The 25518-nt window shown below is 61.4% G+C and carries 20 protein-coding genes; 12 read left to right on the forward strand and 8 right to left on the reverse strand.

Translation table 11 applies throughout. The features are described 5' to 3' along the window. Positions 1-8: 8 nt before the first annotated feature. From ACESTR_RS02125 to ACESTR_RS02140, 4 genes are all read left to right on the forward strand, one after another. Positions 9-2057, forward strand: a complete 2049-nt coding sequence (locus ACESTR_RS02125; RefSeq protein ID WP_244077038.1) for a S8 family peptidase — start codon at positions 9-11, stop codon at positions 2055-2057. Between the two features lie 10 nt (positions 2058-2067). Further along, a complete protein-coding gene (locus ACESTR_RS02130; RefSeq protein ID WP_373178742.1) occupies positions 2068-2883 on the forward strand; it encodes a DUF1573 domain-containing protein in 816 nt (271 codons plus the stop codon). Positions 2884-2918: 35 nt separating this feature from the next. Beyond that, a complete protein-coding gene (locus ACESTR_RS02135) occupies positions 2919-3380 on the forward strand; it encodes a lipocalin family protein (RefSeq protein WP_014775410.1) in 462 nt (153 codons plus the stop codon). A 196-nt stretch (positions 3381-3576) separates the two neighbouring features. Further along, a complete protein-coding gene (locus ACESTR_RS02140) occupies positions 3577-4146 on the forward strand; it encodes a GNAT family N-acetyltransferase (RefSeq protein ID WP_039939422.1) in 570 nt (189 codons plus the stop codon). Between the two features lie 24 nt (positions 4147-4170). On the opposite strand, the gene ACESTR_RS02145 is transcribed toward ACESTR_RS02140, so the two are convergent. The 4 genes from ACESTR_RS02145 to ACESTR_RS02160 all read right to left on the reverse strand — a co-directional run bounded on the left by ACESTR_RS02145 (position 4171) and on the right by ACESTR_RS02160 (position 8119). Further along, positions 4171-5238, reverse strand: a complete 1068-nt coding sequence (locus tag ACESTR_RS02145; RefSeq protein ID WP_009596153.1) for a YeiH family protein — start codon at positions 5236-5238, stop codon at positions 4171-4173. 315 nt (positions 5239-5553) lie between these two features. Next, complete coding sequence (locus ACESTR_RS02150) at positions 5554-6441, reverse strand: LysR family transcriptional regulator (protein WP_009596147.1); 888 nt, start codon at positions 6439-6441, stop codon at positions 5554-5556. 48 nt (positions 6442-6489) lie between these two features. Next, a complete protein-coding gene (locus tag ACESTR_RS02155) occupies positions 6490-6942 on the reverse strand; it encodes a hypothetical protein (RefSeq protein WP_278432861.1) in 453 nt (150 codons plus the stop codon). Positions 6943-7087: 145 nt separating this feature from the next. Further along, positions 7088-8119, reverse strand: a complete 1032-nt coding sequence (locus ACESTR_RS02160) for a DHH family phosphoesterase (RefSeq protein WP_009596205.1) — start codon at positions 8117-8119, stop codon at positions 7088-7090. A 193-nt stretch (positions 8120-8312) separates the two neighbouring features. Here ACESTR_RS02160 and ACESTR_RS02165 point away from each other — a divergent pair, with 193 nt between their 5' ends. Further along, positions 8313-10184, forward strand: a complete 1872-nt coding sequence (locus tag ACESTR_RS02165) for an ABC-F family ATP-binding cassette domain-containing protein (protein ID WP_227042281.1) — start codon at positions 8313-8315, stop codon at positions 10182-10184. A gap of 439 nt (positions 10185-10623) precedes the next feature. On the opposite strand, the gene ACESTR_RS02170 is transcribed toward ACESTR_RS02165, so the two are convergent. The 4 genes from ACESTR_RS02170 to ACESTR_RS02185 are packed head-to-tail and all read right to left on the reverse strand — an operon-like array spanning position 10624 to position 15569. After that, positions 10624-11400 carry a DUF4886 domain-containing protein gene (locus tag ACESTR_RS02170; protein ID WP_227042280.1) on the reverse strand — a complete coding sequence of 259 codons (777 nt, stop codon included), beginning with the start codon at positions 11398-11400 and terminating at the stop codon, positions 10624-10626. Between the two features lie 34 nt (positions 11401-11434). After that, entirely contained in the window at positions 11435-12088 is a 654-nt protein-coding gene (nth, locus tag ACESTR_RS02175; protein WP_009596199.1) for an endonuclease III, read from the reverse strand. After that, on the reverse strand, positions 12085-13026 hold the full coding sequence (locus ACESTR_RS02180) for a glycosyltransferase (protein ID WP_195559132.1): 942 nt from the start codon (positions 13024-13026) through the stop codon (positions 12085-12087). Before ACESTR_RS02180 ends, nth begins: the two co-directional genes overlap by 4 nt. Positions 13027-13031: 5 nt before the next feature. Beyond that, the gene (locus ACESTR_RS02185; RefSeq protein WP_039939424.1) at positions 13032-15569 is read right to left on the reverse strand and encodes an ATP-dependent helicase; all 2538 of its coding nucleotides are present in this window, start codon (positions 15567-15569) and stop codon (positions 13032-13034) included. Positions 15570-15856: 287 nt separating this feature from the next. On the opposite strand from ACESTR_RS02185, the gene ACESTR_RS02190 reads away from it, so the two are divergent. From ACESTR_RS02190 to ACESTR_RS02220, 7 genes are all read left to right on the forward strand, one after another. Further along, positions 15857-16855 (forward strand): AAA family ATPase, encoded by a 999-nt coding sequence (locus ACESTR_RS02190; protein WP_022044356.1) that lies wholly within the window; start codon positions 15857-15859, stop codon positions 16853-16855. A gap of 2 nt (positions 16856-16857) precedes the next feature. Then, the gene (locus ACESTR_RS02195; protein WP_009596218.1) at positions 16858-17742 is read left to right on the forward strand and encodes a DUF58 domain-containing protein; all 885 of its coding nucleotides are present in this window, start codon (positions 16858-16860) and stop codon (positions 17740-17742) included. Continuing rightward, a complete protein-coding gene (locus ACESTR_RS02200; RefSeq protein ID WP_195559130.1) occupies positions 17739-18719 on the forward strand; it encodes a hypothetical protein in 981 nt (326 codons plus the stop codon). Before ACESTR_RS02195 ends, ACESTR_RS02200 begins: the two co-directional genes overlap by 4 nt. A 4-nt stretch (positions 18720-18723) precedes the next feature. Beyond that, positions 18724-19506, forward strand: coding sequence for a tetratricopeptide repeat protein (locus ACESTR_RS02205; RefSeq protein ID WP_022044355.1), 783 nt, complete (start codon positions 18724-18726; stop codon positions 19504-19506). Positions 19507-19518: 12 nt separating this feature from the next. Beyond that, the gene (locus ACESTR_RS02210) at positions 19519-20511 is read left to right on the forward strand and encodes a vWA domain-containing protein (RefSeq protein ID WP_022044354.1); all 993 of its coding nucleotides are present in this window, start codon (positions 19519-19521) and stop codon (positions 20509-20511) included. Positions 20512-20524: 13 nt separating this feature from the next. Then, on the forward strand, positions 20525-21547 hold the full coding sequence (locus ACESTR_RS02215) for a vWA domain-containing protein (protein WP_022044353.1): 1023 nt from the start codon (positions 20525-20527) through the stop codon (positions 21545-21547). A gap of 331 nt (positions 21548-21878) precedes the next feature. After that, entirely contained in the window at positions 21879-25505 is a 3627-nt protein-coding gene (locus ACESTR_RS02220; protein WP_278973132.1) for a PL29 family lyase N-terminal domain-containing protein, read from the forward strand. The last annotated feature ends 13 nt before the right edge of the window (positions 25506-25518 follow it).

Here is a 25518-nt window from a genome sequence, read left to right on the forward strand (position 1 = left end):
TTATGACGATGAAAAACTATCTATACGGCATTCTTGCCACCGCTTTACTGGCATTTACCGCATGTACCAAAGAGGAGCTGTCCGCCCCGGAGCCGGCTCCGGGCCCGGACGTCCCGGCCGAATACCAATCGGGGGAGGTGCTGGTGAAATTCGCACCTTACGTAAGCGACATACTCGACCGGGCGGGCATCACCCGCAGCGGCGGCCCCGCGACCCGTTCGGGCATTCTCTCCGTCGATGAGATTCTGGACATCGTCGGCGGTTATGAGATCGAGCGCGTCTTCCCCGTGGACCCGCGCAACGAGGAGCGCACCCGCGAATCGGAACTGCACCTGTGGTACGTGGTCCGCTTCGGCGAGGAGTTCACCGCCGCCGAGGTCGCCGAGAAACTCTCGGCGCTGGGCGAAGTGCAGCACGTCAGCTTCAACCGCACCATCCACCGCGCCTACAACGCCGGGAAAAAGGCGATGCCCCTCTCCCGCAAGACGCTCGAAGCCATCCAGCACCAGCGCGCGACCCGGACGGGCGAAGCCTCGGCCTATCCCTTCGACGACCTGCTGCTTCCGCAGCAGTGGCACCTCGTGAACCGCGGCAACATGTTCGGCGAGAAATCCATCGTGGACGCCGACGTGCAGTGCGAGCAGGCGTGGGAACTCTCGACGGGCGACGAGTCGATCGTCGTGGCCGTCCTCGACGAGGGCGTGATGATCGAGCACCCCGACCTGAAGAACAACATGTGGGTCAACGAGAACGAAATCTACCGCTCGCACGAGGATAACGACGGCAACGGCTATCAGGGCGACGTCTACGGCTACAACTTCGTCAAGAACACGGGCGTCATCTCATGGGACGACGTCAACGACACCGGCCACGGCACGCATGTGGCGGGCGTAATCGCCGCGCAGAACGACAACGGCATCGGCATCAGCTCGATCGCCGGCGGCCGGGGCAGCATCCCCGGCGCGAAGATCATGTCGTGCCAGATTTTTTCGGGCAGCACGGCCAGCAACGCGCTGGCCACGGTCAAGGCGATCAAATACGCCGCCGACAACGGCGCCGTGATCCTGCAGTGCAGCTGGGGCTACGTTTCGGGACTGGCCAACAGCTACGAATGGGGCGAGCCGGGCTTCAAGACACAGGAAGAGTGGGAGAAAAGCATGCCGCTCGAAAAGGAGGCGCTGGAGTACTTCATACATAACGCAGGCTCGCCCAACGGTCCGATCGAGGGCGGTCTGGCGATCTTCGCCGGCGGCAACGAAACCGCCCCCATGGCCGGATTCCCCGGCGCCGCCGACTTCTGCATCTCCGTCTCCGCAACGGCCGCCGACTACACCCCCGCCGTCTACACCAATTACGGTCCGGGCACCACGATAGCGGCTCCGGGCGGCGATCAGGACTACTATTACGAATACTTCGACGACGACCACAAGCGCGGCGAGATCGGTTGCGTCCTCTCGACGCTGCCCTACAACGTCAGCGAAAGCGGCTACGGATACATGGAGGGCACCTCAATGGCCTGCCCCCACGTTTCGGGCGTCGCGGCGCTGGGACTGTCGTACGCGGCAAAACTGCGCCGCCACTTCACGGCCGACGAATTCAAGGCCCTGCTTTATGAGACCACCACGCCGATCGACGACTACATGAGCGGCATGAAACTCTACTACCGCTACGTCGCCGACGTGGGTCTGAACCAGCCCATGCAGCTCAACAAATCCAACTACCGCGGAGAGATGGGCGTCGGTCAGGTGAACGCCGCCAAACTGCTCAACGCCGTTGCCGGCAACGGCACGCAGGTGTCGTTCCCCAACCTCTACATCAACCTCGGCGGCGAAGTGACGGCCATCCCGGCCAACTATTTCCTCGGCGGCGAGACCATGACCTATACGGTCTCGATCTCCGACACGACGGTCGCAACGGCCTCCGTCGAGGGCAGGAAACTGACGGTCAAGGGACTCAGGAGCGGCACGACCAAGGCCAGCATCACGTCGAGCGGCAACGAGACGCACACCTTCAACATCACGGTGCGCAAGGTCGCGAACGGCAACGGCTGGCTCTAAACCCGCAACGATGCGCAAAACAGCGACGATAACACGCATGCTTCTCTGCTGCGGAGCGTTGTGGGCGGCTCTCTCCGCCCCGCCGCTCCGCGCCCAGATCCGCATCGTCCCGCGCGCCAAACTCGACAGTCTGGCCCACCCGGCCACGGCCGCGGGAGGAGCTGAAGCGATGCGTTTCGAACGCACGCTGATCGACGCCGGGCATATCGGCGAGGACGACGTTCCGCCGGTCTACACCTTCCGGTGGCGGAATACGGGCGGCAAGCCGCTGGTCGTCACCCGCGTGCAGACCACCTGCGGCTGCGCCGCGGCGAGCTGGGACAAAAAGCCCGTCGCACCGGGCGGCGAAGGCGCCGTGACAGTGACCTACCGCCCCAAGGGACATCCGGGGGTTTTCGACCGGCGGATTTTCGTCTACACCCAGCTCTCGGACAAGGAGCCTACAGCGATCCTCAGCCTCCGGGGCGCAGTCACGGCCTCGGTGCGCACGGACGACGACTATCCCCATGCGATGGGCGCGCTGCGGCTCAAGCAGCGGACCGTCCGCTTCGGCCGCACCGACAAGGTGCAGAGCGAGCGTATCGAGTGCCTGAATGCGGGCGACAAACCGCTGACCCCGCTCTGCGACGAGGGGTTCGCGGCGACCGGCCTGAGCTTCGCCTGCGAACCGGCGACGCTGGCACCCGGCGCAAAAGGCGATCTGGTCGTCCGCTTCGACCCGGCCAAAGCCCCGCAGCCGCTCCGGCGGACTCCCCTGCCGGTCGGGGGACCGGACGTGCCGCCGAGTCAGCGCATGCTGTGGATCGAGTTCGGGGAAACAGAATAAGAAACAGAATAAGAAACAGGATAAAAACAAGTCATATGAAAAGATTTTTGAGATTTGCGGCCCTTTTGTCGGCCCTCGCGCTGCTGGGCGCCTGCGACGACGACATGTACGTAACTCCGTTGGAGGTGACCAACAACAACATCGCGGGTACGTGGCAGCTGGCCGAATGGAACGGCGCGCCGCTCGCCGAAGGCAGCTTCGTCTACATCGAATTCATCCGCAAGGACGCCAAGTACGTCATGTACCAGAACCTCGACAGCTTCGGCACCCGCAAGCTGACGGGCCGCTTCGTCATCGACAACGACGCGGAGCTGGGTGCGGTCATCCGCGGCAGCTACGACTACGGCGCAGGCGACTGGGCGCACCGCTACATCGTGACCGACTTCACCGAGACCTCGATGGTCTGGACGGCCAAGGACGACCGCTCGGACGTACAGGTCTTCGTGCGCTGCGACGGCATTCCGGACGAGGTAACCGGCGGAAAAACCGAAGAATAAAGGAAATAAAAAGTTCGCGCCGGAAGGCGCCGGAAGGGATGTCCGGACCGGGCGTCCCTTTTTCGTCGTCCCGGCCGTCCGGAACGCCCGCAGAGAGCCGCGGAGAGCCGCAGAGAGCCGCAGGAGAGCCGCAGGAGAGCCGCAGGAGTTGGCAATGCGCGGAATTTACACTATCTTGCGCAAAATTACGACGACAATGACACAGGAGCTGCAATTCATACCTTTCGAATCCCGTTCGGACAAAGGCTGGGCCGAAGCGTGGGACCTTTACGAACAGTCATTCCCCCGCTGCGAACGCTGGAACGCGCAAGGGTACGACCGGGCGTTCGGCGATCCGCGCTTCGAAGCCGACGGCATCTGGCGCGGCGAAGAGTTCATCGGCATTCTGTTCCACTGGAACGCCGGAGCGTACCGCTACGTCGAGCATCTCGCCGTTTCGCCCGCCCTGCGCGGTCGGAACATGGGTTCGCAGGCGCTCACGGCCTTCTGCCGGAAGGTCGGCCGCGTCATTCTGGAGATCGACCCGCCGGTGGACGACATCTCGATCCGCCGCCGTCATTTCTACGAACGGCTGGGCTTCGTCGCCAACCCCTACGAGTACATCCACCCTTCGTTCCGCAAACCCTTCACGCCCCATCAGCTGATCCTGATGAGCTATCCCGGCCCCCTTACATACGACGAAGCCCGCGGCTTCGCGGACTTCGTACGGGAGACGGTGCTCGGCTATTCGGAGCACGAAGCCCCCACGCTGCCGAAATTACCGTAAAGCGGAGACTCCGGGCAGCTCTGTTTACAAGATTCCGACCAGATATTTGGTGACGAAATAACCGCCCGCCACCAGCCAGACATACAGCAGGCCCGCCAAGACGAAGGGCTTCGCCCCGGCCTGCCGGAACTTGTCGATACTCGTCTCGGTGCCCAGCGCCGTCATGGCCATCGTCAGCAGGAAGGTATCGGCGTATTCGATCGCTCCGTTGAGCGGAATCTCGCGGACGCTCTCCACGCCGAACAGGTATTGCAGCAGCGAATTGAGGCAGATGATCCCGATAAATCCGAAGGCGAACCACGGCACGGCGATCTTGCTCTTCTCCCTGCAGGCTCCGGAACTCTTCCGGCGGCCCAGCACGAAGCCCATGACGACCAGCACCGGCGCGAGCATCATCACGCGGATCATCTTGGTAATCGTGGCCGTCCCCGCGATTCCCAGCGCATCGGTCGGGTCCATCGCATTGCCGGCTCCGGCCACATGGGCCACTTCATGCAGCGTACTGCCCGTGTAGACGGCCACGCCCGTGTCCGTAAGTCCACCGAGCAGCCCCATCCGGAACATCAGCGGATAGAGGAACATCGAGAGGGTTCCGAAAATCACGACCGTGGAGACGGCGATGGCGGTCTTGTAACCCTCGCACTTCACGACCGGTTCGGCGCCCAGCACGGCCGCCGCGCCGCAGATGGCGCTGCCCGTCGAGGTCATCAGCGCCGTATCGCGGTCGATCTTCAAGAGACGGCCCAGCAGGACTCCCCCGAAAATGGTGACCGTCACGATGACCAGATCGACGGCGACGGCCGGAATGCCGACAGCCGCCACTTCGGTCAGCGTCAGGCGGAATCCGTACAGGACGATGCCCCAGCGCAGCAGCTGCTTGGTGCAGAACTTGATGCCGGGGACCCACGTTTCGGGCAGTTTGTTGCGAAGGCTGTTGGCGTAGAGCATACCCAGCACGATGCCCACGATCAGCGGACTGAACGACAATCTTTTTACGATGGGAAAGCCGGCGATGTAGAAGGCCGCGAACGAAAACAGCGCGATCAGCAGAATTCCGTGCAGGGTGTTCGCCCTGTTACCTTTTTCCAGCATATGCTTGTATTTTTTTAATGGTCACTATAACTTTTTCTTTATTCCGCCGGCAAAGGTCGCATCTTTTAGCGGAATATAAAACAAGAAATCATTATATACCATAACAAAAAGTTATACTGAAGAGCAAACGGGCGGATCGTCTCCGGAAGCGGCGGCACAAAGAAGGGAGGAAACGAAGCCCGGAACCGCAACGCGAGCACGGCGGGAACGGCGGCAGAAACGGCGGCTGCGGAAACGCGGCAGAAATGAGAGCAGAAACGGCGAAGGAATCACGGCAAATACGCTCGTCGAGGCTGCGCCAGAAAGCCCGCCCGGTCAACGGTCGGCCCTTGCGAACTCGATGAACTGCCGGACGAGAGCCGACGGCTCGGCTTCGACGTGCACGAACGCGAAATCGCGCCGCAGGGGAAGGTCTTCGAGGTCGATGATCCGCAGCACGCCGCTGCGCAGCTCGTCCACGACCGAGATCACCGAAACGATGGCCATGGCGTCGCTGTTGCGGACGAAAGCCTTGATCCCCTCGGTCGAGCCCAGCCGCATGACCACGTTGAGCTGCGGAATGCGGATGCCCGCGCGTCCCAGCGCCGCCTTGATGACTTCGAGCGTTCCCGATCCGCCCTCGCGCAACACGAGCGGAATTTCGCGCAGCTCATCGGCCGTTATCGACTCGGTCCGCGAATAGGGACCGCCCGTGCGGGCCACCAGCACCAGCTCGTCGGGAGCGAAAACCGTATAGTGCAGCCCCTGACGGCGGCTCAGGCTCTCGACCATTCCCAAGTCGATGCCGTGCCCGCCGAGCGCCTGCTCGACCTGATCGCTGTTGCCCGACATCATCGCGACCCGAACGCCCGGAAAGCGCGTCGTAAATCTGGCCAGAATCGGCGGCAGGAGGTATTGGGCGATGGTCGTGCTGGCCCCCAGCCGCAATTCGCCCACGGGAGCGTCGGCGCAGAGACTCATTTCGTACTGCATGCAGCGGTAGTCGTCGGCCAGCCGTTCGGCGCAGGCGAGCAGGGTCTCTCCGGCCCCGGTCAGTTCGAGACGGCTGCCGCGGCGCATGAAAAGCTGTACCTTATATTGGGATTCCAACTCGCCGATGTGTTTGCTGACGGCGGGCTGCGAGATGAAAAGCCGTTCGGCCGTCCGGGTGAAGCTGAGCGTCCGGGCCGCCGTAATGAAGACTTTGAGTCGGAAATCGTCCATAACGTTCCAAATTAATGAGACAGCATCTTTTGCGGCAACCGGCGGAATTCACGGCCGGAATTCGGGTGCACGACGGCCCGAAAACCGGGAACCGCAGGCGGCTGCCGCGAGCGCACCAGAACCGCAGGGGTCGCTGCTGCCCGGCAGAAGCGATACGGCAGGCCCCGGAAGCCATGCAGCCGGAATCGGACGGGCAAAAGTCGCTACAAAGGCGATCGGCAGCCAAAAATCCGGTGCAGAAACCGCCGCAAGACAGTTGACAGCCGGAAACCGGGCGGCAGAATCGAGCAGGCGGAAACCGCAGCAAAACGATTGATCGCCGGAAACCGCCACAAGGCGGCAGACCACCGGAAACCGGACGGGCAAAGTCGCTGCAAAGGCGATCGGCAGCCAAAAATCCGGTGCAGAAACCGCCGCAAGACAGTTGACAGCCGGAAACCGGGCGGCGGAATCGAGCAGGCGGAAACCGCAGCAAAACGATTGACCGCCGGAAACCGCCACAAGGCGGCAGACCACCGGAAACCGGACGGGCAAAGTCGCCGCAAGACGATTGACAGCCGAAACCGATCTGCCGAAACCATTGACAACCGGAAATCCGGCCGCAGAGAACTGCCGGAAACCGCCGCAGCGCGGCCGCTCCGGCGGATCAGCCGAGATGGCCCTCGTCAGCGAATTCCTTTACCGACTTGATATAGTGTGCGATAGTCTCCTGCATCGAAACGAACGATTTACCTCCGGCGGCGTTCTTATGGCCGCCGCCGCTGAAGTACTTGCGGGCGAAGAGATTGACGTCGACATCTCCGCGCGAACGCAAGCTGACGCGGATGAACTTGCGGTGAGCCAGAAACATGGCCGACATCTTCATCTTCTTGACCGTCAGGGCGTAGTTCACGAAACCCTCGCTGTCCCCCTGCTGGAACTGGAAGCGGCGCATCTCGTTCTCCAGCAGCGACATGTAGGCCACCGTGCCGTCCTGAATAATCTCCATCTTGCGGTTGATGGCATAGCCGAACAGCCGGGCGCGGCCCTCGGTATAGGCGTTGTAGACGTTGTTGTGAATGTCGGGAATGCTGATGCCCGTCCCGACCAGCACGGCCACGGCGCGGAACAGCTCAGGCGTGAGGAACGAATAGGCGAAATTGCCCGTGTCGGTCATGATGCCCACATAGAGCGCTTCGGCCATGCGGCGCGTAACGGCCTGCGCGCCGAACAGCGCTTCGACGATGGAGTAGACCAGAAAGCAGGTGCTCGACGAATCGGGATGCGAGAACGAAAGGTCGAAACCCTCGTCGGGCGAAAGGTGGTGGTCGATCAGCACGCGGCGGGCCGTCGTATTGGCACCGATGGTCTCGCTGAGGATTTCGAGCCGCGAAACGGCGTTGAAATCGAGACAGAAGAGGATGTCCGCATCGGCGATGGCGCGGGCGGCGCGGCCTTCGGTGTCGTTCTTGAAGACCACGACCTCCTCGATGCCCTGCATCCAGTCGAGAAAATAGGGGTATTTGTTCGGAACGACGCACGTCACCTCATGTCCCATCGACCGCAGCGCCTCGGCCCATGCCAGCGACGATCCCACGGCGTCGCCGTCGGGATTGGTGTGCGACACGATCACGATCTGCTGATGGGCGGGGGCAAGCAGTTCCCGCAGGCGTTCGAGACGCTCTTTCGATAACTCCATTTCGGCTCTGTTTCGCTAAATGATCTTTGCAAAGATACAAAAAAAGAAGAGATATGCAACCGCGACCGCGGGAACGTACCGAAATAGCACGTTTCCATACTCCGGAAAGCCGGCGGCCGGCGATCCGGTTTCGGGGCGGCGGTTGTCGGTTCGGTATTTTTGCGTAGCTTTGCATACACAAAAAAAACGCATTATGGCTTGTTGTCTTCAGGTGGAGAACCTGACCAAATCGTTCGGCGATCTGGTACTCTTCGAAAATATATCGTTTGCGATCGAGGACGGGCGGCGCGTGGCCCTCGTCGCCAAGAACGGCACCGGGAAAACCACGCTCCTGAACATCATAGCGGGACGAGAGGATCACGACGGCGGGGAGGTCGTACCCCGCCGCGATCTGAGGATCGCCTACCTCGAACAGAGTCCGGTCTATCCGGCGGAGATGACGGTGCTGGAGGCCTGCTTCCACTCGGAAAATCCGGCGCTGAAGGCCATCGCCGAATACGAACGGGCGATCGAAGAGCCGTCGGGCGAAGGATTGCAGGAGGCGATGGCCCGCATGGACGCGCTCGAAGCGTGGGACTATGAACAGCGGGCCAAGCGGATTCTGTCGCGGCTGAAGATCCGCGACTTCGGACAGCGGGTCGGGACCCTTTCGGGCGGACAGCTCAAGCGCGTGGCGCTGGCCAACGTGCTGATAAGCGAGTCGGACCTGCTGATCCTCGACGAGCCGACCAACCACCTCGACACCGATATGACCGAGTGGCTCGAAGAGTATCTCACGGCAAGCGGCGCGGGGCTGCTGATGGTGACGCACGACCGCTACTTTCTGGACAAGGTGTGCAGCGACATCCTCGAAATCGAGGACCGGCAGCTATACCACTACGCGGGCAACTACTCCTATTATCTGGAGAAGAAGCAGGAGCGCGAGACGGCGCAGGCGGCCCGGCGGGAGAGCGAGACGAATCTCTACCGCCGCGAGCTGGAGTGGATGCGCCGCCAGCCGCAGGCGCGGGCGACGAAGGCCCGGTCGCGCATCGACGCCTTTCACGAGCTGGAAGCGCGCCTGCAATCGACGCGCAGCCGCGGCGAAGTGCGGCTCGACGTCAAGGCGTCGCGGATCGGGACCAAGATATTCGAAGCCAAGGAGGTCGGCAAACGGTTCGGCGAGCTGGTGCTCCTCGACAAATTCAACTACAACTTCACCCGCTACGAGAAACTGGGGATCGTGGGCGACAACGGCTGCGGGAAATCGACGTTCCTCAAACTGCTGACGGGGATCGAACGCCCTGACAGCGGGACGATCGAGGTCGGCGAGACGGTCCGCTTCGGCTATTACAGCCAGCAGGGGCTGGAGTTCGACGAGGGGAAGCGGGTGATCGACGTGGTGACCGAAATCGCCGAGCAGATCGACTTGGGCGACGGACGGCGCATGAGCGCGTCGCAGTTCCTGCAGCACTTCCTCTTCACGCCCGAAACACAGTACAGCTTCGTGGCGCGGCTCAGCGGCGGCGAACGGCGGCGGCTGTATCTCTGCACGGTGCTGATGCGCAACCCCAATTTCCTGATTCTGGACGAGCCGACGAACGATCTGGACATCGTGACGCTCGGCATTCTGGAGGAGTACCTGCGCGCATTCAAGGGGTGTGTGATCGTAGTGTCGCACGACCGCTATTTCGTAGACAAGGTGGCCGACCACCTGCTGGTCTTCTGCGGCGGAGGCGAGATCAAGGATTTCACGGGCACCTACTCGGAATACGTGGCGTGGAAACGCGAATACGAAGCCGCACGCCACGCGCAGGAGGCGCAGGCGCGGCCCAAACCGCAGGCGGTGCGGACGCAGGCGGCGGAGACGGCGCCGCGCAGGCTCTCGTACAACGAAAAGCGCGAGCTGGAGGCGCTGGAGCGGGAGATTCCGGCGCTGGAAGCCGAAAAAGCGGCGCTGGAGGAGTCGCTTTCGTCGGGTTCGCTCGGAGTGGACGAACTGACGGCCCAGTCGCAGCGCATCGCGGAGCTGATCGGGCTGATCGACGAAAAGACGATGCGCTGGCTCCTCCTGAGCGAGCGGTAGTCGCCGGACGCAGAACGAAAAGCCGGGAAAACAGAGAACAGGCTAACAGAGCGGGAAAAACGGGCAGGCGGAAGAGCGGAAAACCGAGACGGGAGAAAAACGGAAAAGCGGCTGCGGCCGGGAAAGCGGGGACCGGAGGGAAACAGAAAAGCGCAAAAAACCGGACACGAATGGAAGAACGGGTAACCGGGCGCAGGCGGCAGAACGAAGACCCCGATAAACGGAAACCGGAAACCGGACGGAAGAAAAGCGGGAAACCAGCCGCAGCCGGGAAAGCGGGGACCGGAGGGAAACAGAAAAGCGCAAAAGGACGGATGCCGCCGGAAGGACGGAAAACCGAAGCGAAAGAGACCGGACGACTTATAAACGACAACGGCGGAGCCGAATGCTCCGCCGTTGTCGTCTTATTCGGGTTCGGCCGTCGAATCTGGCCGCCGGATTATTCGAGATTGAGCAGCGTCCGGTTTTCGAGGACCGTTTGCTGGGCTACGCGCTGGAGGTATTCGGCCTGTTCGGGCGGAAGACCCATCGTGCAATCGGTCTGGTAGGGTTTGCCGTAGATGGTCGTGAAGATCACGTTGGCCGCGAGGTAGCTGCCCGGCAGCGCGGGGTGGAAACAATCCTGCGCATAGAGCACGCAGTCGGGACGTTCGGCCCGCACGCGGCGCCACGCCATGCCAACAGGGGCGCACCACGCGTCGTTGTCATAGGCCATTTCGAGGTAGCTCGTAATCAGCCGCTCCTGCATGGTCTCGTAGCGGTTGATGGGCGGATATTCCGGAATCGGGAAGCGGTTGCCGTTCTTGTGGCCCCACGTCATGTAGAAGATCACACGGGCGTCGGGTGAACCCGCATGCACGAGGCTGTCGAGCGTGCGGGCCTGCGGATAGACCTCGCGGGCGACCTGCCGCGTCGGCATGGCGGGCGCGGAGCTTTGCTCCTGCAGGACGACGTAGTCCCAGCCGCCGGCAGCCAGCGCCTTCAGCAGTTTCTGGTTCGTCAGGTGGCCGGAGAAGCGTTCGCCGCCTTTGAGGAAGTGCGTGCAGGAGACCTTCACCTTCTGCGTCGCGGCGATCTGCTGCACGATGGCCGGCATGTCGTTGTAATAGGTATAGCTGTTGCCGACCCAGAGCACGCGCAGCGAATCGGCGTCTTTGGCCTGCCCGGCGAGGGGCAGCAGCAGGAACAACAGAATACGGAAGAGGTTTTTTGTCATATCGTTGAAGTTTTTAGGGTTTTCGGTCGGTGGTTCAGCCCTTCGGGGCCTTATGGTCGGCGGCGTATTTGCGGCACCACACGGCGATGCCGCACTCGCCGCACTTCGGGGCGCGGGCCGTGCAGACATAGCGGCCGTGGAGAATGAGCCAGTGATGGGCCACCGGCAGCAGATGCGGCGGGATGTTCTTTTCGAGCGTCAACTCGGTCTGAAGGGGCGTTTTGGAGTTGGTTGTCAGGCCGATGCGGTTCGAGACGCGGAAGACGTGCGTATCGACCGGCATCACCTCCTTCTGCCACAACACCGCGCCCAGCACGTTGGCCGTCTTGCGGCCCACGCCCGGCAGGCGCTGCATCTGCTGCAGATCGCTCGGCACCTCGCCGCCGAACTCCGAACAGAGCATGCGGGCCATGCCCGCGAGGTTGCGGGCCTTGTTGTTGGGATAGGAGATGCTCTTGATATAGGGGTAAATATCCTCGGCCGTGGCCGCGGCCATATCGAAGGGCGTGGGAAACGCCTCGAACAGCGCGGGAGTGGTCATGTTGACCCGTTTGTCGGTGCACTGCGCCGAAAGGATCACCGCCACCAGCAGCTGGTAGGGGTCGGTGTAGTGCAGTTCGCTCTCGGCCACGGGCATATGCTCCGAGAACCATGCGATTACGCCGTCGTAACGTTGTTTGGTCGTCATAAATGCTGTTTTTTACGTCGAAAAAGAATTTTCTTCACCAGAAAAATAGCCCCCTCCGGGCAGAAGACGAGCCGCGGCGTCCGCCGCAGATCGGCCCACCAGCGCGCGAGGTATTCGCCGACTCCCGCCCCTTTCCACGAGAGCAGCCAGAGTCCCACCACATGACGGCGGCGCAGAATGCGGAAGCGGTTGCGCGAAGCCGTGAAGCGTTCGTCGAACCAGAGGCTGGTCTCCATCGCCGAATCGCGGCTCGCAAGGCGTCCCCTGTAGGAATCTCCGTGGCTCACGCTCCCGACCATGCGCCGGTGCACGGCCGTCACGCGGTCTATGAAGCGTATTCGGGAACGGCAGGCGAACCACAGCCACATGGGCCAGTCGTCGGTCAGCCATTCGGGATGCTCCTCAGGGCGGATCTCGGCATAGTAGGCCGCGATCAGCTCACGGCGGGCCAGCGCCGTGCAGTTGGGGACCGAAATGCCGAGCAGCATCTGCTCGAAATCGGTATAGTGCCGGTCGGGATCGGATTTCAGGGTCCCTTCCGCCTGCCAGTATTCGTCGGCGCCCGTATAACACATGCCGCAACCGGGATCGGACTCCATCAGATCGGCCTGCATCTGCAGCTTGCAGGGGTCGGTCCACCAGTCGTCTCCGTCGCAGTAGGCCACGTATTTCCCGCGGCAGGCGTCGAACGTACGGCGGTAGTTGGCCCGCCAGCCGACGTTGCGGCCGCCCGTCACCAGCCGCACGCGGCCGGGGTATTTCGCGGCGTATTCGCGGCAGAGCTCCGCCGTGCCGTCCGTACTGCAATCCTCGCCCAGCACCAGTTCGACGCCGAACGAGGTCTGCTGGGAGAGCACGCTCTCGATGGCCTGACGCAGGTAGGGCGCGTGGTTATAGGTGGTCATGCAGACTGAAATGAGGGGGGGGGAAGTTTCCATCATCTCTACAGTTTGGTCAGCTTGGCGAATTTGGCCAGCAGGGTTTTCTCGCCCACGCTGTCGAAGGCCACGACCAGTTTGTGGTCGGTGGCGAGGGTCTCGATGCGCTGGACGATGCCGACGCCGAATTTGGGATGTTCGACGCGCTGGCCCACGGTGTAGTCGCCGCTGACGGGCATCGACGGCCCTACGGGCACGCCGCCGTCGACCGCCTGCCGCACGCCCACGCGGCGCATGCCGTCGGTCGAGGGGCGCGGTGTCTGGACGAGGGCCGGATCGGGTCTGCCCGCAGGGCGCGCGCCCTGCGGAGCCGCGGCGCGGGCGAAGCGCCGGGCGGGACCGGACTGGTCGTCGGCAGAACGCCCGCCGAAACTGCTGCCCCGGCCGCCGAAGCCGCCCTGCTGGCCGCCGTTATTGCCGCCCGCACGGTCGGCCTGCCGTTTCTGCTGGAAGCGGTAGTCGAAGCGGCGGCGCAGTTCGTCGATGGCCGAGGGGCCTGCGCCGTCCTGCGGGCGGCGCGGACGCTCCTCGCCGGCGTCGAAGTCGGCGCGGACATATTTGGGGTCGATCTCGCGCAGGAAACAGCTCGGACGCGAGAACTCCATATTGCCCCACTTGAAGCGCATCTCGGCATAGGAGATCGTCGCCTCGACCTTGGCGCGCGTCAGGGCCACATAGAACAGGCGGCGCTCCTCCTCGATGCCGTCGGGCGACTCGGCGGCCCGCTGCGAGGGGAAAAGGTTCTCTTCCAGACCGACGATATAGACGTATTTGTATTCGAGCCCCTTGGCCGAATGGACGGTCATGAGCGTCACCTTGTTGCGGTCCTCAGGATCGTCCTTGTCCATGTCGGTCATCAGCATGACGTTCTGCAGCCACTCGTCGATGGTCGCCTCCTCGTCCTCCTGCCGTTCGCCGCTGCGGATCTCGGCGTCGCGCTGCTCCTTGAAGAGCTGCATCGAGTTGAGCAGCTCCTCGATATTGTCCAGCGCCGAGGTCGCCTCAGGGGTATTCTCGGTGCGGTAGGCGGCGATGATGCCCGAACGGGTGGCAATCTCCAGACCGAAGTCGTAAAGGCTCTTTTCGTTGCGGGCCAGAGACAGGCCGCGGATCATGGCGACGAAATCCGACACCTTGCGGGCGATGGTCTTCTGCACGGGATCGGCGGCGGGTTCGGCGACCAGCGTATCGACCGCCTCCCACATCGAGACGCCGCGCCCGGCGGCCAGCTCGGCGATGCGCTGGACGGTCGTGTCGCCGATGCCGCGCGCGGGATAGTTGACGATGCGTTTGAACGCCTCGTCGTCGCGCGGATTGATCACCAGCCGGATATAGGCCAGCATGTCCTTGACCTCCTTGTGGTCGTAGAACGAACTGCCCTTGTAGATGCGGTAGGGAACGCCCCGGCGGCGGAGGTTGTCCTCCAGCACGGCCGACTGGCTGTTGGTGCGGTAGAGAATCACCGCCTCGGACCACTCGTCGCCCGTCTGGCGGATCTTGTCGCGCAGGTCGGAGACGACCATTTCAGCCTCCTCGCGGTCGGTATAGGCTTTGAGGATGCGGATCGGCTCGCCCTTGTCGCCCTCCGAGAAGCAGTGTTTCTCCATGCGTTTGGAGTTGCGGACGATCACCGAGTTGGCCGCATCGACGATGGTGCGGGTCGAGCGGTAGTTCTGCTCCAGCTTGAAGACCATGGCGTCGGGAAAATCCTTCTGGAACGAGAGGATATTCTCGATCTTGGCCCCGCGGAAGGAGTAGATCGACTGCGCGTCGTCGCCCACGACGCAGACCTTCGAATGCAGCTGCGAGAGACGGCGGATGATGACGTACTGGGCGTAGTTGGTGTCCTGATACTCGTCCACCAGAATATATTTGAACTGCTCCTGATAGCGCGCCAGCACGTCGGGAGCGTCGCGCAGCAGGATGTTGGTCTGCAGCAGCAGGTCGTCGAAATCCATCGCGCCGTTGCGCTTGCAGCGCTGGCAATAGATGTTGTAGATGTTGCCGAATTCGGGAATCTGCGCCTGACGGTCCTCGGCGGCGTAGACCGAATTGGCGAGGTAGGCGCCGGGGGTCACCAGACAGTTTTTGGCATAGGATATGCGCGAAGCCAAGAGGTTGGGCTTGTATTTCTCGTCCGGAAGGTTCAGCTCGCGGACGATGGTCTTCAGCAGGTTCTTGCAGTCCGAAGGTTCGTAGATGGTGAACGAATCGGGGAAACCGATGCGGTCGGCGTTCTCGCGCAGGATACGCGAAAAAACCGAGTGGAAGGTTCCCATGCGGATATAGCGGCTGCGGTTGTCGGGGATCATCTGTGCGATGCGTTCGCGCATCTGCTCGGCGGCCTTGTTGGTAAAGGTGAGCGCGAGGATGTTGAAGGGAGCCACGCCCTGCTCGATCATATAGGCGATGCGCGAGGTCAGCACCCGCGTTTTGCCCGAACCCGCGCCCGCGATAATGAGCGACGGGGCGTCGTAATTCACCACGGCGGCGCGCTGAGCGGGGTTCAGGCCTTGTAAAATAGGTGATTCTTTGGATTCCATGACGGCAAAGTTAATAAGAATTGAATAAGTTTTTTTCAAAGAAAATAATATCTTTGCATTGTAAACGTTAAAAAACTAAATCCGACGGCAATACGGCGACATGCTCTCTGCGCCCGCAGTCCGGGACCGGGATTTTCGGGCTGAGCATGCAGGCCGAATGTGCGGACCGGGTTTGTCGGGCAGCATGTGCGGAACCGGGGTTGCCGGCAGAGTATGCGGGGCCGGATTTGCCGGGCCGGACATGCAGGGCGCGGAAAAGAGGTAATGAAATTCAACAATATAAAACAATGAGCGAAGTCATCAACATCAAGGAACTCAACGAGCGCATCGAACGCGAAAGCGTCTTCGTGGATACGCTCCGTACGGAAATGGGCAAGGTCATCATCGGCCAGAGCCATCTGGTAGACACGCTGCTGATCGGCCTGCTGTCGAACGGCCATATTCTGCTGGAAGGCGTGCCGGGACTGGCCAAGACGCTGGCCATCACTACGCTGGCGAAGGCCGTGGACGCCGCCTTCTCGCGCATACAGTTCACCCCCGACCTACTGCCGGCCGACCTGATCGGTACGCTGATCTACTCGCAGAAGAACGAGGAGTTCGTCGTCAAGAAAGGCCCCGTATTCGCCAACTTCGTGCTGGCGGACGAAATCAACCGCTCCCCGGCCAAGGTGCAGTCGGCACTGCTGGAGGCCATGCAGGAGCGTCAGGTGACCATCGGCGACAACACCTATTCGCTGCCGCAGCCCTTTCTGGTGCTGGCCACGCAGAACCCGCTGGAGCAGGAGGGAACCTACCCGCTGCCCGAAGCGCAGGTGGACCGTTTCATGCTCAAAGCCAAAATATCCTACCCCAAGAAGCAGGAGGAGCGCGACATCGTACGCATGAACCTCGCCGGGGGAGGACTCCCCGCCGTCAACAAGGTCATCTCGCCCGAAGACATCGTCAAGGCCCGCAAGGTCGTGGAGGACGTCTACATGGACGAGAAGATCGAGAAATACATCATCGACATCATCTTCGCCACGCGCGAGCCGGCGGAGTACAACCTCCAGAAGCTCCAGAACCTGATCGCATACGGCGGTTCGCCCCGTGCGTCGATCTCGCTGGCCAAGGCCGCACGCGCCTACGCCTTCATCCGCCGCCGCGGGTACGTCATTCCCGAAGACGTGCGCGCCGTATGCCACGACGTGCTGCGCCACCGCATAGGCCTGACGTACGAAGCCGAGGCCGAGAACATCACCTCGGAGGAGATCATCACCGACATTCTCAACAACGTAATCGTACCCTAACGATGCAGCAGACCGAGAACGATATTCTGAAACGCGTCCGTAAGATCGAGATCAAGACCCGCGGTCTTTCGAACGAGATCTTCGCCGGAAAGTACCATACGGCTTTCCGCGGACGGGGCATGTCGTTTTCCGAAGTCAGGGAGTACCGCGCGGGCGACGACGTAAGGGACATCGACTGGAACGTGACGGCCCGGTCGCGCAAACCCCACATCAAAATCTACGAGGAGGAGCGCGAACTGACGATGATGCTTCTGGTGGACGTCTCCGCATCGCGCATGTTCGGATCGACGGACCGCCTGAAGAAGAACATCATCACCGAAATCGCCGCCGTGCTGGCCTTCTCGGCCGCGCAGAACAACGACAAGGTGGGCTGCATCTTCTTCTCGGACAAGGTCGAGAAGTTCATCCCCCCGAAGAAGGGGCGCAGCCACATCCTGATGATCATCCGCGAGCTGGTGGGCTTCCGGCCCGAATCGACCGGCACGAAGCTTTCGGAGCCGGTGCGGTTTCTGACCAACGTCAACAAGAAACGCTGCACGACCTTCATCCTCTCGGACTTCATGGATTCGTCGAAGGACAAGGCCGCGCTGGACGACGCGCTGAAGATCGCCGGGGGCAAGCACGATCTGGTGGGCATCCGCGTATACGATCCCCGCGAGACGGAGCTGCCCGACGTGGGCATCGTCGAGCTGAAGGACGCCGAGAGCGGCCGCAAGGTATGGGTGGACACCTCGTCGCGGGCCGTGCGGGAGCACTACGCCCGGACGTGGGAGCGACGCAGCGCCGAGATCGACTCGACGCTCAAGCACAACCGCATCGATTCGACGATGATCTCGACCGACGGCGATTACGTGGCCGAACTGTTAAAACTGTTCAAACAGCGATGAAACGACTTTTAGCAATAGCACTGCTCCTTGCGGGCGCGGCCGTCCGGGCGCAGAACGCACCGACGGTCACGGCGCGCATCGAGCCGGACAGCATCATGATCGGCGACCGGTTCGACCTGACGGTCGAGGTGGACAAGGATCTGGTGCAGGTGGTGCAGTTCCCGGAATTCGAAAACAAGGAGGGAAGTCCCCTCGAACTGGTCAAGGACCACCCGATCGACACGCTCGAACGCGACGGACGCCACCTCAGGCTGCGCAAGCGCTACACGCTGGCGGCGTTCGAGGAGGGCAAGTGGAACCTCGGACTGCCGGCCGTGCTGTATGCCGACAAGAACATCGTCGATACGCTCCGGGCGCGCGACTCGCTCTATCTGGAGGTGGCCACGTTCCAGATCGACTCGACCTCGCAGTCGATCTACGACCTGAAACCCCAGCGCAACCTGCCGTTCCGCTTCGCGGAGGTCAGCGGATACGCCAAATGGGGCGTGCTGGCCCTGCTGCTGGCGCTGGTGGCGCTCTATGCGCTCAAGCGCATTCTGGCCCGTTACGGCAAGGGGCTGGGCGACCTGTTCAAGCCCGCGCCGCCGCAGCCGCCCCACGTGGTGGCGATCAAGGCCCTCGAAGCGCTGCACAACCAGAAACTATGGCAGAACAACAGGCACAAGCAGTATTATTCGGGACTGACGGACATCCTGCGCACCTACATCGCGGCGCGCTGGGGCGTGGGCGCCATGGAGATGACCTCCGACGAGATCATCGAGGCGATGCGCAGCGAAGAGCTGCCCGACAAGGCCCGGATGGACCTTACGGCGATCCTGCGCGACGCCGATCTGGTGAAGTTCGCCAAGGCGACGCCCGACGGCGAGCAGAACGAAGCCGACTACCTGAAGGCGTTCTATTTCGTCGAGGAGACCAAGCTCGTCGTCGAAGAGGAGGAGCCGGAGCAACCGGACCCGATGCAAAACCAAAATGCGTAACAAGATGTACAGACTCCTATATATCGTATTTCTCTTTGCCGCCCTCGGCGCTTCGGCGCAGGACATGCCCGAACGCAGCGAGGTGCGCCGCGGCAACCGGCAGTACAACAAGGGCAATTACGAAAAGAGCATCGAGCGTTACGAGCGGGCTTTGGAGGCCGCACCCGAATCGTTCGAGGCCCGTTACAACCTCGGAAACGCGCTCTACAAGGCCGAACGGTTCGACAAGGCCGAGCAGACCATGCGGCAGGCGGCGGCCGATACGCTGCGCACGGACGACGAGCGCGCCCAAGCCTTCTACAACCTCGGAAACGCGCAGTTCAAGCAGCAGAAATACAAGGAAGCGCTCGAAAGCTACAAGCAGTCGCTGCGGCTGAATCCCTCTGATCAGGAGGCCAAATACAACTACGCCTACACCAAGCGTCTGATCGACGACGACGAGAACGGCGGCGGTGGCGGCGGCGACGACAAGAATCAAGACCAAAACAAGGAGCAGCAGGGCGGTCAGGACCGGCAGAACGGCGATCAGCAGAAAGACGACCAACAGAAGGACGACAAGGGGCAGGGCGACGACAAGGAGCAGCAGGGCGACCCGCAGCAGAACCCCGCGCAGCCCGACAAGGAGCAGGAAGGCGATCAGCAGGGAGAGCCGCAGCCCGTTCCGGCCGGCATTTCGCCGCAGGAGCAGGAGCAGATGCTCGACGCCATTCAGGCGCAGGAGGACCGCACGCAGGACAAACTCAAGGAGAAGCAGGGCGTCGTGGTGCGCGGATCGAAAAACTGGTAAAAAAGAGGAACTATGCATTTCGCATCACCATATTATCTGTGGCTGTTGTCGGCGCTCGTGCCGATGATCGCCTACTACGTGTGGCGTACGCTGCAGGGCGGCGCGTCGATCCAGATTTCGAGCGTCGAAGGGGTCGTGCGCGCGCCGAAGACCGTACGCTACTGGCTGCGGCATCTGCCGTTCGTACTGCGGCTGGCGGCGCTGGCCCTGCTGATCGTGGCGCTGGCGCGCCCGCAGGACGTCGAGCGTCTTTCGCGCACGAACACCGAGGGTATCGACATCATGCTGGCCATCGACGTTTCGGGTTCGATGCTGGCACGGGACTTCCGCCCCGACCGCATCACGGCGGCCAAGGAGGTGGCCGGATCGTTCATCGCGGACCGTTACGGCGACCGCATCGGACTGGTAGCCTTCGCGGGCGAAGCCTTCACACAAAGCCCGCTGACGACGGATCAGGGAACGCTCCAGACGCTGCTGGCACGCATCCGCAGCGGACTGATCGAGGACGGCACGGCCATCGGCAACGGACTGGCCACGGCGATAAACCGCCTGCGCGAGAGCGAAGCCAAGTCGAAGGTCATCATCCTGCTGACCGACGGCGTGAACAACCGCGGCGAGATCGCGCCCCAGACGGCGGCCGAGATCGCCAAAGCGCAGGGCATCCGCGTCTACACCATCGGCGTCGGCACCGAGGGCATGGCCCCCTACCCCGCCGTGGACATCTACGGCACGCCGACCGGAGGAACCGTCATGGCGAAGGTCGAGATCGACGAGAAAACCCTCAGGTCGATCGCCGAGCAGACCGGCGGACAATATTTCCGCGCCACGGACAAGGCCAAGCTCAAGGCCATTTATGACCAGATCAACCAACTGGAAAAGAGCAAGGTGGAAGTTACGGAACACGTCACCTACCACGAGCAGTTCCTGCTCTGGGCGCTGGCGGGTCTGGGGCTGCTCGTGCTGGAGTTCCTGTTCTCGAATCTGGTGCTGAAAAGAATACCGTAAAACGTAATTTGCAATGTTTAGATTCGCAAATCCGCAATATTTCTGGCTGCTGCCGGTCATACCCGCGCTGATCCTGCTCTTCTGGCTGGCGGCGCGCAACCGCCGCAGGCGGCTGGAGCGCTTCGGGCGCATGCAGGTATTGGAAGAGCTGATGCCCGAAGTATCGACCGGGCGCGTGACGCTCAAATTCATCCTCTTCTGCGCAGCGGTCACGCTGCTCATACTGGCGGCGGCACGCCCGCAGTTCGGGTCGAAACTCCGCGAAGAGAAGACGCAGGGCGTCGAGATGATGCTGGCCGTAGACGTCTCGAACTCGATGCTGGCCGAAGATTTCGAACCCAACCGGCTGGAGAGGACCAAATACGCCATCAACAAGCTCTTCGACGGTCTGCATCAGGACCGTGTCGGGCTGATCGTCTTCGCCGGGGAGCCGAAGGTGCAGCTGCCGATCACCTCGGACTACCGCATGGCCAAGGCCTTCGCCAAGCGCATCGACCCGTCGCTGGTGCCGGTGCAGGGCACGGCCATCGGCAAGGCGCTGTCGCAGGCCCTGATGTCGTTTTCGGGCGAAACCGAGGAAAATCACAGCCGCGTCGTCATCCTCATCACCGACGGAGAGAACCACGAGGACGACGCACTGGCGGCCGCACGGCGCGCCGCGGAGATGGGCATACGGATTTACACCATCGGCATCGGCACGCCCGAAGGCGCCCCGATTCAGATCGGCGGCGAATTCATCAAGGACGAGAAGGGCGACATGGTCGTTTCGAAGCTCAACGAGGAGATGCTGGCCCAGATCGCCGACATCACGGGCGGCGCCTATGTCCGTTCGAGCAAGCAGTCGATCGGTCTCGACGAGATCGTGAAGAGCATCAACGAAATGGAGCAGAGCGAGTTGTCGGTGATGCGCTTCGAAGAGTTCAACGAACAGTACCAATACCTGCTGCTCGCGGCAATCGTGTTGCTGCTGGCGGAGTTCCTGCTGCTCGACCGCCGCAATCCGCTGCTGGCGCACCTCAACATCTTCAGGGAATAACTTACTTCGGAAAGAATTTTATCCGTAAAAAATACGGTAAAGGGGGAGACGATGATGCGTCTCCCCCTTTGCCGTTTGCCGCATTCGGAGCAATAAAAGACAAACGAAATCCCGTATGGTGCGAAGGCTCGCCGTGTCAATATTTAACAATAAAACAAACAGGCAAGAGACTTTACATCACCCGCTGCACCCCCGGATCACCCCCTTCAGAAGAGCTTGCAAGGCAACTTTAAACAAAAAATCCGGAGAAAATGCAGCAGAAATCATCAATTTTACTATATTTGAAGCGATCACTCAGTTCTTTTAAACCAATTTCTTTAAAAGGCTTGCCATGAAAAAAATTCTTCTGATGATTGTGCCGCTAATGGCACTGATCGGATGTTCGTACGACGATACGGACATCCAAAAACGGTTGGACGACCTCGACGGTCAGCTCACCGAACTGCAGGCGCTCGTCAAGGCGCTCAACTCCGACGTCACAACACTCAAGGAGCTTGTCGCCGGGAAACGGTTCATCTCGGACGTACAGCCCGGTGAAGACGGCGGCTACGTCATCACGCTGGTCACCGCGGCCGGCGAGACCTCGACGATCACCATCAGCGACGGAAAAGACGGGACTTCGTCGGTCATCGGGGTGAAACAGGATTCCGACGGTGTCTACTACTGGACGCTCAACGGCGACTTTATCCTCGACAACGGCAAAAAACTTCCCGTATCGGGCGTCACCCCCGAATTCAAGATCGAAAACAGCCATTGGTGGGTATCCTACGACAACGGCGCGACGTGGACCGACTGCGGACAGGCCCAGACGGACCAGAATCTGTTCAAGTCTGTCGCCACGAGCGAGGACGGCAAGCTGGTTTACCTGACGCTGGCCGACGGAACGGTGCTGACGTTCGAGTTGTACGTGCAGTTCGGCATCGCGTTCGACACCGCCTCGGCGACGATCCGCGTGGGCGAAACGGCGGAAATTCCCTTCACGCTGACCGGAGCCGACGCCAAAACCGACATTCAGGCCCTCGCTGACGGCGCATGGAAGGCCGAAGTGAAACGCACGGGCAACGAAGGCGGAACGATCGCCGTGACGGCTCCCGGCAACAGCTCGACCGGCAAGGTCATCGTGCTGGTCAGCGACGGCGACGCCAAGACGCTGATGCGCACGCTGACATTCGTGTCGGGCGTGCTGAACGTCTCGACCTCCTCGAAGGAGGCGACGGCCGCAGGAGGCCCCGTAACGGTCGAGGTGGAGACCGATCTGGATTACACGGTAGCGATTCCCGAAGCCGCGAAAGCATGGATTACGCTGGCAGAGACGAGGGGGGGGGAGATTCGGACCGAAACCCTGACCTTTAACGTCGCGGCCAACACGGAAACCCAGTCCCGCAGCGCCAACATCGAGCTGGTGGCGGGAGAGACGGTGATCGAAACCATCCTGATCTATCAGGAAGCCTATTACGACCCGGCCCAGATGGTGCTCAAGGTCGAAGCGAAGGAATACAGCAGCAGCGCCTACAACAACAAGGTCTACCTGCCCCTCTACGGCGCCGTGGACGTCACGATCAACTGGGGCGACGGCCAGAGCGAGCCGGTCGCAGCCACGATCTCGACCGCGGCCGCGATGGTGAACCACACCTACGCCGAATCCGGCATCTATTACGTAACCATAAGCGGAACCACGGAAAAACTCTCCGGAAGACTCACCAACAAAACCGTGGCTCCCGCCATTCTCGAAGTCAGACAATGGGGCAAACTCGGCATGACGACGCTGGATTACGCCTTCGCGAACACCTCGCTCGTAACCGTGCCCCAGCCCGAAGAGGACGCCTTCGCCGCCGTCACCACGGTCGAATACATGTTCTCCGGGTGTGCGGCTCTGGAAACCGTGCCCGAAGGACTGCTGGCCGGCGCGCCCGAAATCACCTCGGTCGCCTCGATGTTCTACAACTGCACGGCGCTAAAGAGCGTCCCGGAAAAACTCTTCGAAAAGACGACAAAAGCCACCTCGGCATCCGGCCTGTTCAGCGGCTGCAAGGCGCTGGAAAGCGTTCCGGCAGGACTGCTGGCCGACATGCCCGCCCTGACCAACCTCGGAAGCATCTTCAACAACTGCGCATCGCTCAAGAGCGTTCCCGAAACATTCTTCACCAACCAGACGGAAGCGAACAGCCTCACGTCGGGATTCTTCGGCTGCGCGGCGCTCGAAACCCTGCCCGCAGAGCTGTTCAAGAACATGACCAAGCTCACCAACGTCGCGTCGCTGTTCAAGGGGTGTGCAAACCTCAAATCACTCCCCGAAGGGCTGTTCGACACCCTCACGGAAGCGACGAACATGAACAGTCTGTTCAGCGGCTGCAAGACGCTGGAGACCATTCCCGTCGATATTTTCAAGAACATGACCAAAATCACCACGGCCAGCTATCTCTATGAAGGGTGTATCAAACTGACCGAATTCCCTTCGCTGAAGCACTGCGTCGCGCTGAAAACGATTCCCGCGCTCTGGAAAGACTGCACGCAGCTGGAAACGGCGCCTGCGGACTACTTCCCGGAAAGCGTGAAAAACGGCACGTCCGCCGCTTACCTGTTCAGCGGCTGTACGTCGCTCAAGACCGTTCCCGAAGACATGTTCCGCCATTTCGAAGGTACGACCATCATCAGCGAAATGTTCCTCAACTGCACGTCGCTCGAATCGCTGCCCGTAACCATTTTCGACAGCATGAAAAAAATCTCGACGGCGAGCAAAACCTTCAGCGGCTGCACCGCCTTCACCGGCGAATCGCCCTACACGATGGTGCAGGACGGCGAGCAGCAGGTCAAGGTGCACCTCTACGAACGCACGAATTACCCCGACATCTTCGGCGCCAAGATCTTCACCTCGGCCAGCAGTTACAAGGATACCTTCAAGGGCTGTACGCAGATGGCCGATTACGCCGATATTCCGATCCCGTGGGGCGGCATCAGCGACGGCACGAAGGCCAAGCCGACGCTCACGCTGACGGCTGCGCCCGCCGAAGGCAAGGAGTACTTCCAGCTGTCGGGCACCGTCAAGAGTACGGAGATGAAATCGGGAAAGGTTCTCTGCACGACGAAAGCGCTGCTCCCGGAACTGATCGAACAAATGGGCGAGCTTGAAAAAGTGATGAACCGCTACGGCAACCCCATCAGTTCGGCGGCTGTGACGCAGGCGAATTCGGAAACCGGAGCCACGTTCTATTTCAACGTCGATGCTGATACAGAATACATCTTCCTCGCATCGGGCACCAACGCCCACGGCACGACCATCGAACAGACCGAGGTGAAGATCCCGGCCGTACCGACGGGCGAGGCCGACTACGAGCGTTATATAGGCACTTGGACCGTGACCTCGACCTCGTCGGAAATCAACAAACAGCCCCAGACATACACCGTGGAGATCACGCCCTACCGCACCAACGAAAGCTTCAGGGTCAAGGGCTGGGGCATCACCACGCTGGGCGACGACTACCCCTTCCTGCTCAAATACAACGAGGACGGCAACGTCACGATTCCGACGTTCGACCCGCAGGGCATGTACGGCCTGACGGCATACGTATACCTTAGGTATCATTTCAACGATCCCACGCAAACGCCGCCCTACCCGATCTACACCACAGATCAGGAGCTGATCGCGGGCAGTTATGACATAGGCAGTAACTCAGTGCTGTTCGAAGGCCGGAAGTTCACCTATAACGGGACCGAATACACCGTATGCGGCATCGACTACGCCATCTATTCGGGCGGTCAGTATGTCATTTGGCCGGATCTCTTCAAGGCCGGATATACGCTGCAGGATTATGCGATCGGGCCTTACACGATGACCAAAAATTCGGCGTCCGTAACGAAGTCCGAAGTCAAGGCCGAAACCGGCATCGCACCGCTCGCCGGAACGGAGATGCCGAAAGCCGCAACCCCGACGGGCGTACAGCGGCTGATCCGCAAGTAACGACACACTGAAG

It is taken from the genome of Alistipes sp. DJF_B185, assembly GCF_964250025.1.
In the GTDB taxonomy this organism is placed as follows: domain Bacteria; phylum Bacteroidota; class Bacteroidia; order Bacteroidales; family Rikenellaceae; genus Alistipes; species Alistipes finegoldii.